A 12,507-nucleotide genomic window follows, 5' to 3' on the forward strand; every position below is an offset into this window, starting at 1 on the left:
CACTCTCATCCCCGCGCTGGCGCGCTCCGGAAACAAATCGCGAACATGGTAAGCGTTCCGCAAGTGTTCCGCAAGCGGGTCCGCACCTGCGGCGCGAGAACACAGCAGAACGAGGACATCGCGGCCAGTTCGGGCGCGGCCGGGCATGCAAAGCGGGCGGTGCGACCGGCCGGACGACGATGCGCCAGCGGCGGACGGGCGCCGGCTCCCGAGCGAGGAGGAGTTCGGCGGTCGCGCAGGACGGCCGGCGGACGTGGGAGCGATCGACCTCGATCGAGGAGGATCACCCCCGCCCCTTGCGCCCCTTGTATTTCGGCCGCTGGCCCGGAAAGCCTTGCGTCGAGCGGCCGGTCGGGCGCTCGGCGTAGGTGAAGGGCACCTCGCGGTCGGTGCCCGGGCCCATGTCGTCGAGGTCGGGCTCGCGGATGCGGGTGCCCTCGTCGGAGGTGCCCTTGCCGCCCGGCCCGTAGCCCAGGGGCTCCGCGCCGCGCCGCTTGCGCTTGGCGCCGAAGCGGCCGGCCTCGCGCTCGACCTCGGCCTGCTCGGCCATCGGGTCGTCGGCGATGGCGAGCTCGGTCGCCTGGAGCCGCTTGAGTTCGTCGCGAAGCCGCGCCGCCTCCTCGAAGTCGAGATCGGCGGCGGCCGTCCGCATCCGCTTCTCGAGGTCGGCCATCACCGCCTTGAGGTTGTGGCCGACCGTGACGGCGGACTTGGCCAAGCCCGTATCGACCTGGACGTGGTCGCGCTCGTAGACGCTCTCCAGGATGTCCGAGATGTTGCGCTTCACGCTCTGCGGCGTGATGCCGTGCTCCTCGTTGTAGGCGAGCTGCTTCTTGCGCCGGCGCTCGGTCTCGGCCATCGCCCGCTCCATCGAGCCGGTGATGTGGTCGGCGTAGAGGATGCAGCGGGCCTCGGCGTTGCGGGCGGCCCGGCCGATGGTCTGGATCAGCGAGGTCTCGGAGCGCAGGAATCCTTCCTTGTCGGCGTCGAGGATGCCGACGAGGGCGCATTCCGGGATGTCGAGGCCCTCGCGCAGGAGGTTGATGCCGATGAGCACGTCGAAGGCGCCGAGGCGCAGGTCGCGGATGATCTCGATGCGCTCCAGGGTGTCGATGTCGGAGTGCATGTAGCGCACCCGCACGCCGTTCTCGTGCAGGTACTCGGTCAGGTCCTCGGCCATGCGCTTGGTGAGCGTCGTCACGAGCGTCCGGTAGCCGGCGGCGGCGACCTCCTTCACTTCCCCCAGAAGATCATCGACCTGGGAGCGGGCCGGGCGCACCTCGATGACGGGATCGACGAGGCCGGTCGGACGGATGACCTGCTCGGCGAAGACGCCGCCGGTCTGCTCCAGCTCCCACTTCGCGGGCGTCGCCGAGACATGGATCGATTGCGGGCGCATCGCGTCCCATTCCTCGAACCGCAACGGGCGGTTGTCGAGGCAGGAGGGCAGCCGGAAGCCGTACTCGGCGAGCGTCGCCTTGCGGCGGAAGTCGCCCCGGTACATGCCGCCGATCTGCGAGACCGTGACGTGGCTCTCGTCGGTGAAGACCAGCGCGTTGTCGGGCAGGTACTCGAACAGGGTCGGCGGCGGCTCGCCGGGCTTGCGGCCGGTGAGGTAGCGCGAATAGTTCTCGATGCCGTTGCAGGCCCCCGTCGCCTCGATCATCTCGAGGTCGAAGGTGCAGCGCTGCTCCAGGCGCTGCGCCTCGATCAGCCGGCCCATCCGGGTCAGCTCCTCGACCCGCCACTTCAGCTCGTCCTTGATGCCCTTGACCGCCTGCTGGAGTGTCGGGCGCGGCGTGACGTAGTGGCTGTTGGCGTAGACCTTGACGAACTTGAGCGTGTTGAGGGTCTTGCCGGTGAGCGGATCGAACTCGGAGATCGCCTCGATCTCGTCGCCGAACAGACCGATGCGCCAGCCGCGGTCTTCCAGGTGGGCCGGCCACAGCTCGATCACGTCGCCGCGGACCCGGAAGGTGCCGCGGGCGAAGTCGGACTGGATGCGCTTGTATTGCAGCGCCACCAGGTCGGCGACGAGTTGGCGCTGCTCGATCTTCTCGCCGAGGCTGACGGTGAACGACATCGCCGTGTAGGTCTCGACCGAGCCGATGCCGTAGATGCACGAGACCGAGGCGACGATGATGACGTCGTCGCGCTCCAGGAGCGCCCGGGTGGCGGAGTGGCGCATCCGGTCGATCTGCTCGTTGATCGACGACTCCTTCTCGATGAAGGTGTCGGAGCGCGGCACATAAGCCTCGGGCTGGTAATAGTCGTAGTACGAGACGAAATATTCCACCGCGTTGTCGGGGAAGAAGCTCTTGAACTCGCCGTAGAGCTGCGCCGCCAGGGTCTTGTTGGGGGCGAGGATCAGGGCCGGGCGCTGGGTCTCCTCGATGACCTTCGCCATCGTGAAGGTCTTGCCCGAGCCGGTGACGCCGAGGAGCACCTGGTCGCGCTCGGCGCCCTTCACGCCGGCGACGAGCTCGGCGATGGCGCGCGGCTGGTCGCCCGCCGGGGTGAATTCCGAGTTCAGCCGGAACGGGACGCCGCCCTCCGACTTCTGCGGCCGCTCGGGGCGGTGCGGGCGCCACAGCTCGCCGTTCTTGAACAGCGGGTTGCCCTCGGTGAGGAGCTTGGTCAGCGCGTCGACCGTCGCCGAGACGCCCTCGGCCGCCAGCGACCCGCGCTCCTCCACCGCCTCGCCGTCCGGCTCGCGCAGGCCCAGCGCCTGGGCGAGCGCCGGGTCGACGTCGGCCGCATCGCCGTGCGCGAAGGCGGCCTGCGGCGCCTCGCCGAAGCCGCCCGGGGCCGCGGCCCCGGAGCGCTTGGCCTTGCGGCCGGACCCGGACGGTGCCGTCCCGGGGGCCGCGGCCGCGTCCTTGCGCGGGCGCCCGCGCTTCGGCGACTCGGGCGGCGGCGGTTCCACGACGGGCAGGCGGTCGCGGTTCAGCGCCGGGTTCAACAGCTCGGCGAGGAACGGGTCGAGCGGCTTCAGCTCGGGCTTGGAGGCCTTGCCGGTCGACAGGCGGGGCTTCTTCGGGGCTGGCATGGAGGTGATATGGCAAGCCCTGCCGGGGCCGGAAAGGGCTCTCGTCAGCGCACCTTGACCACCTCGTGCGGCTCACCGCACCTTGGCGACCGCGATCGCGTCGCCCTCGACGAGCAGGAAGCCGATGCCGGCCCGGCGCAGCGCCTCGATGGCGGCGTGGCGGCTGCGGGCCGCCGGCCCCTCGCTGCCCTCCTCCAGGCGCCGGATGGTCGAGAGCGAGAGGCCGCTCGCTTCGGCGAGCTCGGCCATCGACCAGTCGAGCAGGCCGCGGGCGGCGCGCAGATGCGCGCCCTGGACCGCCTGCTCCAGGCTGCGCCGCACCGCGCCCGTGGGCACCGGCCGCATCCCGTCGATCCGGGAATTCAGGCTGGCCCAGGTCTCGATCCGCCCGTCGGCGCCGCGCACCGGGACGAACACGCCGCGGAACAGGCCCCGCTCGCCGCCGGCCAGGGCGAGGTGGTTCTCCGTCACGAAGGGCCGCCCGGCCTCGACCCGGGCCAGGACCTGGTCGTAGACGCGCCCGCGCTCCTCCGGCACCAGGATCCGGGTCCAGTCGTCGTGGAAATCCTGCTGGCTCAGGCCGGTGAGGCTCAGGAGTTCGCGCGAGGCGATGCGCAGCGAATCCGAGTAGGGCGAGGCGTGCATCCAGGTCTGCGCCTGCTCGAACAGGGCCCGCTTGCGGCGCTGCTCCTCGCGGTGCAGGCCGGCCAGGCGCTCGGCGTCGGTCACGTCCAGCACCACCCCGGCCACCGCGCGGGGCCGGCCGGCGGGAGTGAAGTAGGCGGTGCCGCGGCTGGCCAGCACCCGCAGCGACCCGTCGGGCCGGATCACCCGGACGGTGTGGTCGTTGAAGATCCCCTCCCGCATCACCGCACCGTTGGTCTCGATCAGCGGCCGGTCCTCGGGATGGACGAGGCTGAGGAACAACCCGAAATCCGCCCGCACGCCGCCGGGCTCGAAGCCGAGCAGCCGGTAGAGGCCCGGCGACCAGACCTGCTCGTTGCGGTCGAAATCCCAGGTCCAGCTGCCGGTCAGGCCGTGGCTCTCGATCAGCCGCAGGAAGTCCCGGTCGGGGAAATCGAGCCCGGTCAAATCCTCCTCGGGGCGCCGGGGAAGGCCGGGCGGCGTGGCGTCCCGGGTCATGACAGCCTCGCGGGCTCGCGCGGAGCGGCCGGCTCCGGCACCAGGGTGAGGGGCAGCGGATCATCGCTCCCGAGCGGGTCGGGCAGGCCGCGATCCCAGGGCGGGTCGGCGAAGCGGTCCGCCACGAACGCCACCAGGGCCCGGACCTTGGCGGGCGGGCGGCGGCGCGAGGGCATCACCGCGTGGATCGGCAGGGACGGCACGGGCCCGAGATCGAGCCCCACCAGGCGGCCGTGGCGCAGGGCCTCGGCGACCAGGAAGGTCGGCTGGTAGATCACCCCGAGCCCGGCGGCGGCCGCCGCCACCAGGGCGGCGCCGTTCGAGGCGCGCAGCGAGCCCGAGACCGCGACGGTGCCGGCCTCGAAGCGCCAGCCGTCGCTGCTCGCCAGGGTGTAGCCGAGGCAGTTGTGCCGCATCAGGTCCTCCGGCCGGCGCGGCCGGCCGTGGGCGGCGAGGTAGGACGGCGCGGCGCAGACCCGCATCCGGCACGGCGCCAGCGCCCGGGCGACCAGGCTCGAATCGCGCAGGTGGCCGATCCGCAGCGCCAGGTCCCAGCCCTCCTCGATCAGGTCGACCGGCCGGTCGTTGAGGCCGAGCTCGACCGTCAGCGACGGGTGGGCCTGCCCGAACTCGGCCAGCGCCGGAGCAACGTGCAGCACCCCGAACGAGACCGGCACGTTGAGCCGCAGGGTGCCGCGGGGCTCCATCGCCTCGGCGCCGGCCGCGGCCTCCGCCTCGTCGATCTCGGCGAGGATGCGCTCGCAGGCCTCGAGATAGCGCCGGCCGGCCTCGGTCAGGGTCAGGCGGCGGGTGGTGCGGTGCAGGAGCCGGGCGCCGAGCCGGTCCTCGAGGGCGGCGACGTGCTTGGTGACGCCGCTCTGCGACAGGCCGAGCGCCCGCGCGGCGGCCGAGAGGCTGCCGGTCGCGGCGACCCGCACGAAGATCTGCATTCCGGTCAGCCGGTCGGGCACGGCTCGATCTCACTCTGAGCGTGTGAAGTGATGCTACGACATGCCGGATTTCCGGACATTCTCAAACGTTGCAGTGTGCGCAGACAGCCTGGCGCCAACACGTCGTCACCGGAGACCGAGCCGATGAGCGCACCGATCGACCCACGGACCCGCATCGGGCACGTCCACCTGCGGGTGGCCGACCTCGACCGGGCGCTCGGCTTCTATTGCGGGGTGCTCGGCTTCGCGCTGATGCAGCGCTACGGCAGCCAGGCCGCCTTCGTGTCGGCCGGCGGCTACCACCACCATATCGGGCTCAACACCTGGGACAGCGCCGGCGGGGCGCCGCCGCCGCCCGGGAGCACCGGGCTCTACCACACGGCGATCCTGTACCCGACCCGGGCGGCGCTGGCCGACGCGCTCGCCCGGCTCGACGCCGCCGGCATCCCGCTCACCGGCGCGAGCGACCACGGCGTCAGCGAGGCGCTCTACCTCGACGACCCGGACCGCAACGGGGTGGAGCTGTACCGCGACCGGCCCGAGGCCGAGTGGCCGCGGGACGAAGCCGGCGGATTGCAGATGGTGACCCGCCGCATCGACCTCGCCGCCCTGCGGGCGGAGGCTCCCTCGCAGGGCGGGGCTACCCGGCGCTAGGCGCGTCGGCCTCGGGGGTGCGGAAATAGGGCTCGACCGGGCCCTTCAGCTTCACGGTCATCGGGTTGCCGAAGCGGTCCTTGGCGTTGCCGGCCGCGAGCCGCACCCAGCCCTCGCTGACGCAATACTCCTCGACGTTGGTCTTCTCGACGCCCTTGAAGCGCACGCCGACGCCGCGCTCCAGCAGGGCGGCGTCGTGGAAGGGGCTGCGCGGATCAGTGCTGAGGCGGTCGGGCGGGGTGTCGGTCATCGGTCTCGAAGCCTTGGGGCAGGAGGTCGGGGAAGAGGTCGGGCAAGGGGTCGGGCTGGCGAGCCCGGACCATGCGTCGGCGCCCCAGTAGCCGCTCCGCGCGCCGCTGCCAATCCGCCCCCTGGGCCGGTCCGCTCTCTGGAATTTTCATAATTCACGTGACAATATAGATTGGTGATTTCAAAGTAGAAGATCTCCAAAATCGCTCTTAGATCTTGCGCGCGCCGAGAACGTGCTGCATCCAGGGCGCGCCGGACCCCGGCACGATCCGAGATGGAGGCCGCGATGGCGCGAGCGCTGATCCTGATTCACGGCTGCGCGGGCCTGATCCGCGAAGGATGGCCGCCGGTCGGCCTACCCTGGGAGCGGCTGGTCGGCTTCTTCGGCGAATCGGGGAGCGGGCGATGATGACCCTGCATCAACGCGAGCGCCTTCGGGAAGAGGCCGAATCTCGCGGGCAGGCCGCCCTGGAGCAGGCCCTGACCCTCGCCTTCTGGGACGCCCTGGAGCGCGGCCCGCTGCCGCCGATGGCGGCGCTGGAGGCCGCCGCCCGCACCGTCGGCACGCTCTACCGCCAGATCGCCTCCCTGCACGGCCCGGTGCCGCGCTGCGGGTGCGGCTGCCAGCCAGAGCCCGACGAGGACCTGATCCGCCTCGAGGCGATGCTGGCGGCCGCCCTGATCGAGCGCTCCCGGACGACCCTCGCCGACCTGCCGGTGCAGGGGCGGGCGTGAGGGTGGTCGCCGATCGATGTGCAAATCTTACGCGGGCCTTCGCGGATGAGCGCGCCGGCCGAGCCTACGGCCCAGGCGATGCCCCCTCACCCCGTTCCATAGGACTGTCCGGACAGGAGGAAAGGGCACGGGTTCTCCCTCCCCCCGACGGAACTCGGGCAAGCCCGAGTTCCGTCGGGGGGAGGGAGAACCCGTGCCGTCAGAATCGTCGGCGGAAAGACTGCCGGGATCCACCTGCACCATGACAGTCGCCGAACCGATGACCGGTCCGGAGAACGCGGCTCACCGCGGCGCCGTGCCGTCCGGCCGGTTCGACGGCATCCCGCCGGGCGCGTCCGGATAGGCGGTGCTCGGCACCGGGCCGGCCTGCCCGACCGAGCTGCTCGGCGCCGGGGTCCGGCTCGCATCCGCCGCGCCGGAGGGCCCGGGCGCCGCCGGGCACGGGCCGGGGCCCGGACAGGCGGCGTGGTCGGTCGCGACGGAGCGGCCGTCCCGCTCCGCCGCCGGCTGGCCCCCGGGGCTGTTCGGGTAGGCCGCGGCCCCGCCGGGCTGGCGCGACGGCGGGGCGGGGGTGGCCGAGCCCTGTGCCGAGGTCCCTTGCGCCAGGGCGGGGCCAGCGGCGAGCGCCGCGAGCAGGACGAGGGTGGGGATGGGGCGCATCAGATCTCCCGCCGCTGCATCGCGCCGGCGATGTGGTCGGCCTGGCGGAGCGCCAGCGCCACGATGGTCAGGGTCGGGTTGCAGGCCGCGCCGCTCGTGAACTGGCTGCCGTCGGAGACGAACAGGTTCTTGACGTCGTGGGTCTGGCCGAACTTGTTCAGGACCCCGTCCCGCGGCTTTAAGCTCATCCGGTTGGTGCCCATGTTGTGGGTGCTCGGATAGGGCGTGACCGGGTAGGTGACGGTGGCGCCGACCGCCTCGTAGATCGCCGCGCCGCGCTGGTAGGCGTGGTTGCGCATCGCGACGTCGTTGGGGTGGTCGTCGTAGTGGACGCTCGCCACCGGCATGCCGTGCTTGTCCTTGACGACCGGATCGAGGGTGATGCGGTTCGTCTCCTGCGGCAGGTCCTCGCCGACGAGCCACATCCCGGCCATGCGCGGGTACTGCTCCATCGCGCTGGTGAAGGAGCGGCCCCAGGCGCCGGGATTGAGGAAGGCGGCCATGAACGGCAGGCCGAGGGAGACCGTCTCCATCTCGTAGCCGCCGGCAAAGCCGCGCTTGGGGTCGTGGTGCGCCTCGTCGCGGATGATGCCCGCCATGGTGGTGCCGCGGTACATGTGCACCGACTTCTCGAACACGCCGTAGACGCTGCCGGTCATGTGGCGCAGGTAGTTGCGGCCGACCTGCCCCGAGGAATTGGCGAGCCCGTCGGGAAAGAGGTTCGAGGCACTGTTGAGGAGGAGCCGCGGGCTCTCGATCGAGTTGCCGGCCACCGCGACGATGCGGGCCTTCTGGCGCTGGAGCTTGCCGTCGGCATCGGCGTAGACCACGCCCGTGACCTTGCCCGACGCGTCGTGCTCGATGCGCAGGGCCATGCAGTTCGGGCGCACCTCCAGGTTGCCGGTCTCCTCGCCGCGGGGGATCTCGGCGATCAGGGTCGACCACTTGGCGCCCGACTTGCAGCCCTGGAAGCAGAAGCCGATCTGCTGGCACGCGCCGCGGTCGTGGCGCTCCTCGCTGTTGATCGCCATCCGCCCGGTATGGACCTCCTTGTAGCCGACGCGGCGGGCGCCGGCCTCCATCACCTTGAAGTTGTTGTTGCCCGGCAGGCCCGGGATGCCGTTGGTGCGCGTCACGCCCATCCGGTCCTCGGCCTTCTCGTACCAGGGATCGAGCTCGGCCCGGGTCAGCGGCCAGTCGAGGAGGTTGGCGCCGGGGATCGCGCCATAATGGTCGCGGATGCGGAACTCGTGCTCCTCGAAGCGCAGGGACGCGCCGGCCCAGTGCACCGTCGAGCCGCCGACCGCCTTGACGATCCAGGCCGGCAGGTTGGGGAAGTCCCGCGCCACCCGCCACGAGCCCGAGGTGGTGCGCATGTCGGTCCAGGCGAGCTGGGCGAAGCTCGCCCATTCGTCGTTGACGAAATCCTCCATGTTGTGGCGCGCGCCCGCCTCGAGGATGACGCAGCGGATGCCCTTGAGCGCCAGCTCGGTGCCGAGCGTGCCGCCGCCGGCGCCCGAGCCGACGATGACGACGAGGCCGTCGTCGTTCAGGTCGAATGTGGCCATGGTTTCCTCCGCTCCGCTCCGCACGGCCGGTCGCGGCCGGTCCTGCGCGGTCGTTCGTTGATTGTTCTTTGGTCGACGTTCGGTTTTTGAAGGATGACCGGCCGGTCAGACCTTCGGCAGCCAGTCGATGTCGTTGAAGCCGCGGTTGATGTAGCCGCCCTTGTCGGCCGACGAGCCCTCGTAGCCGAATTTTGGCCACAGCTCCGGCTGGTTGTAGAGCGAGACGACGAGGTCGGAGCGGATCTTCTTGAAGAAGTCGGTGTGGCTGATGCCTTCCAGCACCGCGACCCGGTCGGCCTCCCAGCCGATCTGGGCGTAGTTGACCTTGAGGCGGGCCTGGGAATCCTCGTCGAGGCGGCGCACGCCCTCCTTCAAGAGCGTCTTCACCGCCGGGTCGGCGGCGGCCTTGCCGTCCCAGGGCTTGATCGCCGTGATGTAGTAGACGTCGGCGAGGAAGTCGTGCGGGTAGATGTCCCGCGCCATCTTCACCAGGGTCTTCAGCTCGGCCGGCGCCAGCGCCGCGCCGTTCTCGGCCCAGGCCTCCGAGACCTGGAGCCCGGCGCCGGTGGCGATGGCCGCGGCCGGTGCGGCGACGGCGGCGCTCTGCAGGAAGCCGCGGCGGCTGAACCGCGTGCGCGGATCGACTTCTCTCATCGGGTGTCTCCTCTTTCGCTGTTTCTTGTCCGTGCTCGGTCGGTGCGCCGGCCCGGGACGCGTCTTTGCGCGCTTGCCGGGCTGGCGGGATCGGCTCAGCCGAAGCGGCCGCCCTTCTGGATCACCTCGATCTTGTAGCCGTCGGGATCGGTGGCGAAGAAGAAGCGGGCGAGCGTCTTGCCCTGGTGCTGGAAGTCCTTGACCGGGGTGGCGGGCAGGCCTTCTCGCGTGAAGCGGGCGTGCTCGGCGTCGACGTCGTCCACCACCACCGCGAGGTGGCCGTAGCCGTTGCCGAGGTCGTAGGGCTCGGTGCGGTCGAAGTTGACCGTCAGTTCCAGCTCGAACGGCGACGAGGGATGGCGCAGGTAGACGAGCGCGAAACCGTCGAAGCCGATGCGCTCGGCGAGCTCCAGGCCGAAGGCGCGGGCGTAGTAGGCGCGGGAGCGCTCCTCGTCGAGGACGCGGATCATCGAGTGGACGGGCTTGGCCATCGGCAGCAGGAACCTCGTTTCGCGTGAGCCACCGCTCGGGTGTCGCCGCTTAGACTAGCTCCAGGGAAGCGGGCCGCGGTGGTAGCGGGATGTGACGCGCGCCGGCTCGCGGCGCCGCCCGGGCGCGACCCTCCCGCACGGGAAGGCACGGGCAAGCCGCCTACCGCTCACGGGGACGGGTGAATTCCTGTTCCACTCCGCCGCGTGCGCGAGGACACATCGCGGGACGGACGCGCCACCTATATTCCAATCATCGCAACAGAGGCAGGCCGAACCCCCGGCAGGCACTGCGACAAGGAGACTGAATACCACATGAAGACCCGCATCGCCGCCGTCGTCACCGCGATTGTCCTTGGCGCCGCTCCGATCTCGTCCGCCATGGCATTCAGCCCCAACGCTCCCGTCAACCCGTTCCGGACCCAGGACGTCGAGACCACCGGCTCGATCGGCTCGGCCAACGACAGCGTCCCGTTCTACGGCTCGTGCCCGATGAGCTCGGCCGCCGAGGGCAACGCCAAGCAGCAGAACTTCCCGGTCAAGCAGTACGGCCAGACCGCCGGCGGATACCGCTGCTAACCTGACGGAGACGGACAATGAGCGAGATGAAGCTTCTGCGCGCCGTGTCTTACGGCATGATCGGTGTTCTGGCCGGCGGCCTCGCCATGACGGTGGTCGGCACCGCCAGCGCTCTGATGAACATGTAATTCTGCCGAAGGACCGCCCCCCGGGGCGGTCCTTCCCGTTTGAGCGGCATTTCCCGCGCCGGCGACGGAACCGCAGAGCTTCGGGCCGCTTTGCCCCTGCGAGACCACCGCAGGAGACCCGCCATGCCCCCGCTCGCCCGTCTCGCCGCCGCCCTGCTTCTCACGGCTGCATTCTCTGCGGCGAGCGCCGCCCCCGCCCTCGCGATCTCCGACCGGCGCGACCAGCCGACCCGGGCCGACGTCCCCGACGGCGCGCGCCGCGGCGATCCCGGGGTCGCGCCGCCGCAGGCGATCAGCCCCGACACCAAGGTGATGCCCGGCGACACGGGCCTGAGCGGCCACGCCCGCTCGCGCACCAACCCCCTCGACCAGCTCGACGCCAAGGACCGGCGCGCCACCGGCGGCGGCAACGGGGCCGGCGACGGGCGATGAGCGCCCCCGGCCCGATCATCCTGTTCGATGCCGAATGCGTGCTGTGCTCGGCCAATGCCCGCCTCGTCCTCGAGCGCGACCGCGCGGCGAGGTTCCGCCTCGCGTCTATGCAGGGCGAGACCGGCCGGGCGCTCTATCGCCGGCACGGCATGGATCCGGCCGATCCGGCGAGCCTGCTGGTCGTCGAGGGCGACCGCGTGCGCCGGGACAGCGACGCCGTCCTGCACATCTACGAGACGCTCGGGTTTCCCTGGCGGCTCGCCCGGATCGTCCGCCTGATCCCGGCCCGGCTGCGCGATCCGGTCTACCGCCTCGTCGCGCGCAACCGCTACCGCCTGTTCGGCAAGCGCGACAGCTGCTGGGTGGCGCCCGCGCGCTACCGCGACCGCATCCTGTAGCCGCTGCCCGGATAGGCGCTGACCGAAGGCAACCGCTTCCGGCCAACCCCGTTTACCATCGCGCGACACGTTACCATACGCGACAAGGGCGCGGGGGGAGGCACCCATGGGTCTGCTCGATCAGGTCATCGGTTCGGTGCTCGGCAACGTCCTCGGCGGCGGCCGGCAGGAGGAGAGAGGCGGGGGCGGCGCGGGGGCGATGTCGCCGCTGGTCAAGGCGCTGCTGATGCTGCTCGCCGCCAAGGCGATGCACGGCGGCTTCGGCGACATCTTCGGCGGCGGCCGCCGGCCGGCGCCGCAATCCGGGCCCGACGACGGCTACGCCCCGGACCCGCACGGCTACGGCGCGCCCGACCCGCGGGACGAGCCCCGCTCCCGGCGCGGCGAGGACCCGAACAACCCCTATTCCGACCTTTCCGGGATGCTCGACGGCCCGGGCGGCGGCACCGCATCCCCCTCCCCCGGGGGCGGAAGCATGCAGAACCCGTTCGACCAGGGCGCCGGCCCGTATTCCCGCCTCGACCGGGAGCAGCCGGAGGATGCCGCCGGCGGCGGCCTCGACCAGCTCATCGACCGGTTCCGTCAGGGTGGCCTCGGCGAGATGATCGAGTCGTGGATCGGGCCCGGCCACAACCGGCCGATCCAGCCGCAGCAGCTCGCCCAGGCGCTCGGCCCCGACACGGTCGAGACCCTGAGCCGGCAGACCGGCCTGGAGCGGAACGACCTGCTGGCGCAGCTCGCCCAGGTGCTGCCGGGCGTGGTCGACGGGCTGACGCCGCAGGGGCGGCGCCCGAACCACGACGAGATGCGCGGCTGGTGA

The 12,507-nt window shown here is 71.5% G+C and carries 15 protein-coding genes; 7 read left to right on the top strand and 8 right to left on the bottom strand.

Annotation, left to right across the window (positions count from 1 at the left end):
* Positions 1 to 283: 283 nt before the first annotated feature.
* The 3 genes from uvrB to ACS5PV_RS28695 form a co-directional block, all read right to left on the bottom strand.
* The gene (uvrB, locus tag ACS5PV_RS28685; RefSeq protein ID WP_455398738.1) at positions 284 to 3,049 is read right to left on the bottom strand and encodes an excinuclease ABC subunit UvrB; all 2,766 of its coding nucleotides are present in this window, start codon (positions 3,047 to 3,049) and stop codon (positions 284 to 286) included.
* A gap of 72 nt (positions 3,050 to 3,121) precedes the next feature.
* The gene (locus ACS5PV_RS28690; protein ID WP_455398739.1) at positions 3,122 to 4,192 is read right to left on the bottom strand and encodes a PAS domain-containing protein; all 1,071 of its coding nucleotides are present in this window, start codon (positions 4,190 to 4,192) and stop codon (positions 3,122 to 3,124) included.
* Positions 4,189 to 5,163, bottom strand: a complete 975-nt coding sequence (locus tag ACS5PV_RS28695) for a LysR family transcriptional regulator (protein ID WP_455398740.1) — start codon at positions 5,161 to 5,163, stop codon at positions 4,189 to 4,191. The genes ACS5PV_RS28690 and ACS5PV_RS28695 overlap by 4 nt, the downstream gene beginning before the upstream one ends.
* Positions 5,164 to 5,286: 123 nt before the next feature.
* Between ACS5PV_RS28695 and ACS5PV_RS28700 the strand changes: the two genes are divergently transcribed.
* Positions 5,287 to 5,796 carry a VOC family protein gene (locus ACS5PV_RS28700; RefSeq protein WP_455398741.1) on the top strand — a complete coding sequence of 170 codons (510 nt, stop codon included), beginning with the start codon at positions 5,287 to 5,289 and terminating at the stop codon, positions 5,794 to 5,796.
* Here the strand turns inward: ACS5PV_RS28700 and ACS5PV_RS28705 are convergent.
* A complete protein-coding gene (locus ACS5PV_RS28705) occupies positions 5,783 to 6,046 on the bottom strand; it encodes a DUF3297 family protein (RefSeq protein ID WP_455398742.1) in 264 nt (87 codons plus the stop codon). The genes ACS5PV_RS28700 and ACS5PV_RS28705 overlap by 14 nt on opposite strands.
* 285 nt (positions 6,047 to 6,331) lie before the next feature.
* On the opposite strand from ACS5PV_RS28705, the gene ACS5PV_RS28710 reads away from it, so the two are divergent.
* Positions 6,332 to 6,454, top strand: coding sequence for a hypothetical protein (locus ACS5PV_RS28710; RefSeq protein ID WP_455398743.1), 123 nt, complete (start codon positions 6,332 to 6,334; stop codon positions 6,452 to 6,454).
* Positions 6,454 to 6,780, top strand: a complete 327-nt coding sequence (locus ACS5PV_RS28715; RefSeq protein ID WP_455398744.1) for a hypothetical protein — start codon at positions 6,454 to 6,456, stop codon at positions 6,778 to 6,780. Before ACS5PV_RS28710 ends, ACS5PV_RS28715 begins: the two co-directional genes overlap by 1 nt.
* 282 nt (positions 6,781 to 7,062) lie before the next feature.
* Here ACS5PV_RS28715 and ACS5PV_RS28720 read toward each other — a convergent pair whose 3' ends face one another.
* The 4 genes from ACS5PV_RS28720 to ACS5PV_RS28735 all read right to left on the bottom strand — a co-directional run bounded on the left by ACS5PV_RS28720 (position 7,063) and on the right by ACS5PV_RS28735 (position 10,153).
* Positions 7,063 to 7,440 carry a hypothetical protein gene (locus ACS5PV_RS28720; RefSeq protein ID WP_455398745.1) on the bottom strand — a complete coding sequence of 126 codons (378 nt, stop codon included), beginning with the start codon at positions 7,438 to 7,440 and terminating at the stop codon, positions 7,063 to 7,065.
* On the bottom strand, positions 7,440 to 9,008 hold the full coding sequence (locus ACS5PV_RS28725; RefSeq protein ID WP_455398746.1) for a GMC family oxidoreductase: 1,569 nt from the start codon (positions 9,006 to 9,008) through the stop codon (positions 7,440 to 7,442). The genes ACS5PV_RS28720 and ACS5PV_RS28725 overlap by 1 nt, the downstream gene beginning before the upstream one ends.
* A gap of 105 nt (positions 9,009 to 9,113) precedes the next feature.
* On the bottom strand, positions 9,114 to 9,662 hold the full coding sequence (locus ACS5PV_RS28730) for a twin-arginine translocation signal domain-containing protein (protein WP_455398747.1): 549 nt from the start codon (positions 9,660 to 9,662) through the stop codon (positions 9,114 to 9,116).
* 95 nt (positions 9,663 to 9,757) lie between these two features.
* Positions 9,758 to 10,153 carry a VOC family protein gene (locus ACS5PV_RS28735; RefSeq protein ID WP_455398748.1) on the bottom strand — a complete coding sequence of 132 codons (396 nt, stop codon included), beginning with the start codon at positions 10,151 to 10,153 and terminating at the stop codon, positions 9,758 to 9,760.
* Positions 10,154 to 10,465: 312 nt separating this feature from the next.
* Between ACS5PV_RS28735 and ACS5PV_RS28740 the strand changes: the two genes are divergently transcribed.
* From ACS5PV_RS28740 to ACS5PV_RS28755, 4 genes are all read left to right on the top strand, one after another.
* Complete coding sequence (locus ACS5PV_RS28740) at positions 10,466 to 10,729, top strand: hypothetical protein (protein WP_455398749.1); 264 nt, start codon at positions 10,466 to 10,468, stop codon at positions 10,727 to 10,729.
* Positions 10,730 to 10,980: 251 nt separating this feature from the next.
* Positions 10,981 to 11,289 (top strand): hypothetical protein, encoded by a 309-nt coding sequence (locus ACS5PV_RS28745; RefSeq protein ID WP_455398750.1) that lies wholly within the window; start codon positions 10,981 to 10,983, stop codon positions 11,287 to 11,289.
* Complete coding sequence (locus ACS5PV_RS28750) at positions 11,286 to 11,687, top strand: thiol-disulfide oxidoreductase DCC family protein (RefSeq protein ID WP_455398751.1); 402 nt, start codon at positions 11,286 to 11,288, stop codon at positions 11,685 to 11,687. Before ACS5PV_RS28745 ends, ACS5PV_RS28750 begins: the two co-directional genes overlap by 4 nt.
* Positions 11,688 to 11,793: 106 nt before the next feature.
* Complete coding sequence (locus ACS5PV_RS28755; protein WP_455398752.1) at positions 11,794 to 12,507, top strand: YidB family protein; 714 nt, start codon at positions 11,794 to 11,796, stop codon at positions 12,505 to 12,507.

This window comes from Methylobacterium sp. Gmos1, assembly GCF_053764715.1.

Bases quoted from the DNA above. Each gene is read 5' to 3' on its own strand.
- ACS5PV_RS28750 (WP_455398751.1), top strand. From the start codon at position 11,286: ATGAGCGCCCCCGGCCCGATCATCCTGTTCGATGCCGAATGCGTGCTG.
- ACS5PV_RS28700 (WP_455398741.1), top strand. From the start codon at position 5,287: ATGAGCGCACCGATCGACCCACGGACCCGCATCGGGCACGTCCACCTG.
- ACS5PV_RS28740 (WP_455398749.1), top strand. From the start codon at position 10,466: ATGAAGACCCGCATCGCCGCCGTCGTCACCGCGATTGTCCTTGGCGCC.
- ACS5PV_RS28690 (WP_455398739.1), bottom strand. From the start codon at position 4,192: ATGACCCGGGACGCCACGCCGCCCGGCCTTCCCCGGCGCCCCGAGGAG.
- ACS5PV_RS28710 (WP_455398743.1), top strand. From the start codon at position 6,332: ATGGCGCGAGCGCTGATCCTGATTCACGGCTGCGCGGGCCTGATCCGC.
- ACS5PV_RS28725 (WP_455398746.1), bottom strand. From the start codon at position 9,008: ATGGCCACATTCGACCTGAACGACGACGGCCTCGTCGTCATCGTCGGC.
- ACS5PV_RS28735 (WP_455398748.1), bottom strand. From the start codon at position 10,153: ATGGCCAAGCCCGTCCACTCGATGATCCGCGTCCTCGACGAGGAGCGC.
- ACS5PV_RS28720 (WP_455398745.1), bottom strand. From the start codon at position 7,440: ATGCGCCCCATCCCCACCCTCGTCCTGCTCGCGGCGCTCGCCGCTGGC.
- ACS5PV_RS28705 (WP_455398742.1), bottom strand. From the start codon at position 6,046: ATGACCGACACCCCGCCCGACCGCCTCAGCACTGATCCGCGCAGCCCC.
- ACS5PV_RS28730 (WP_455398747.1), bottom strand. From the start codon at position 9,662: ATGAGAGAAGTCGATCCGCGCACGCGGTTCAGCCGCCGCGGCTTCCTG.
- ACS5PV_RS28715 (WP_455398744.1), top strand. From the start codon at position 6,454: ATGACCCTGCATCAACGCGAGCGCCTTCGGGAAGAGGCCGAATCTCGC.
- ACS5PV_RS28745 (WP_455398750.1), top strand. From the start codon at position 10,981: ATGCCCCCGCTCGCCCGTCTCGCCGCCGCCCTGCTTCTCACGGCTGCA.
- ACS5PV_RS28755 (WP_455398752.1), top strand. From the start codon at position 11,794: ATGGGTCTGCTCGATCAGGTCATCGGTTCGGTGCTCGGCAACGTCCTC.
- uvrB (WP_455398738.1), bottom strand. From the start codon at position 3,049: ATGCCAGCCCCGAAGAAGCCCCGCCTGTCGACCGGCAAGGCCTCCAAG.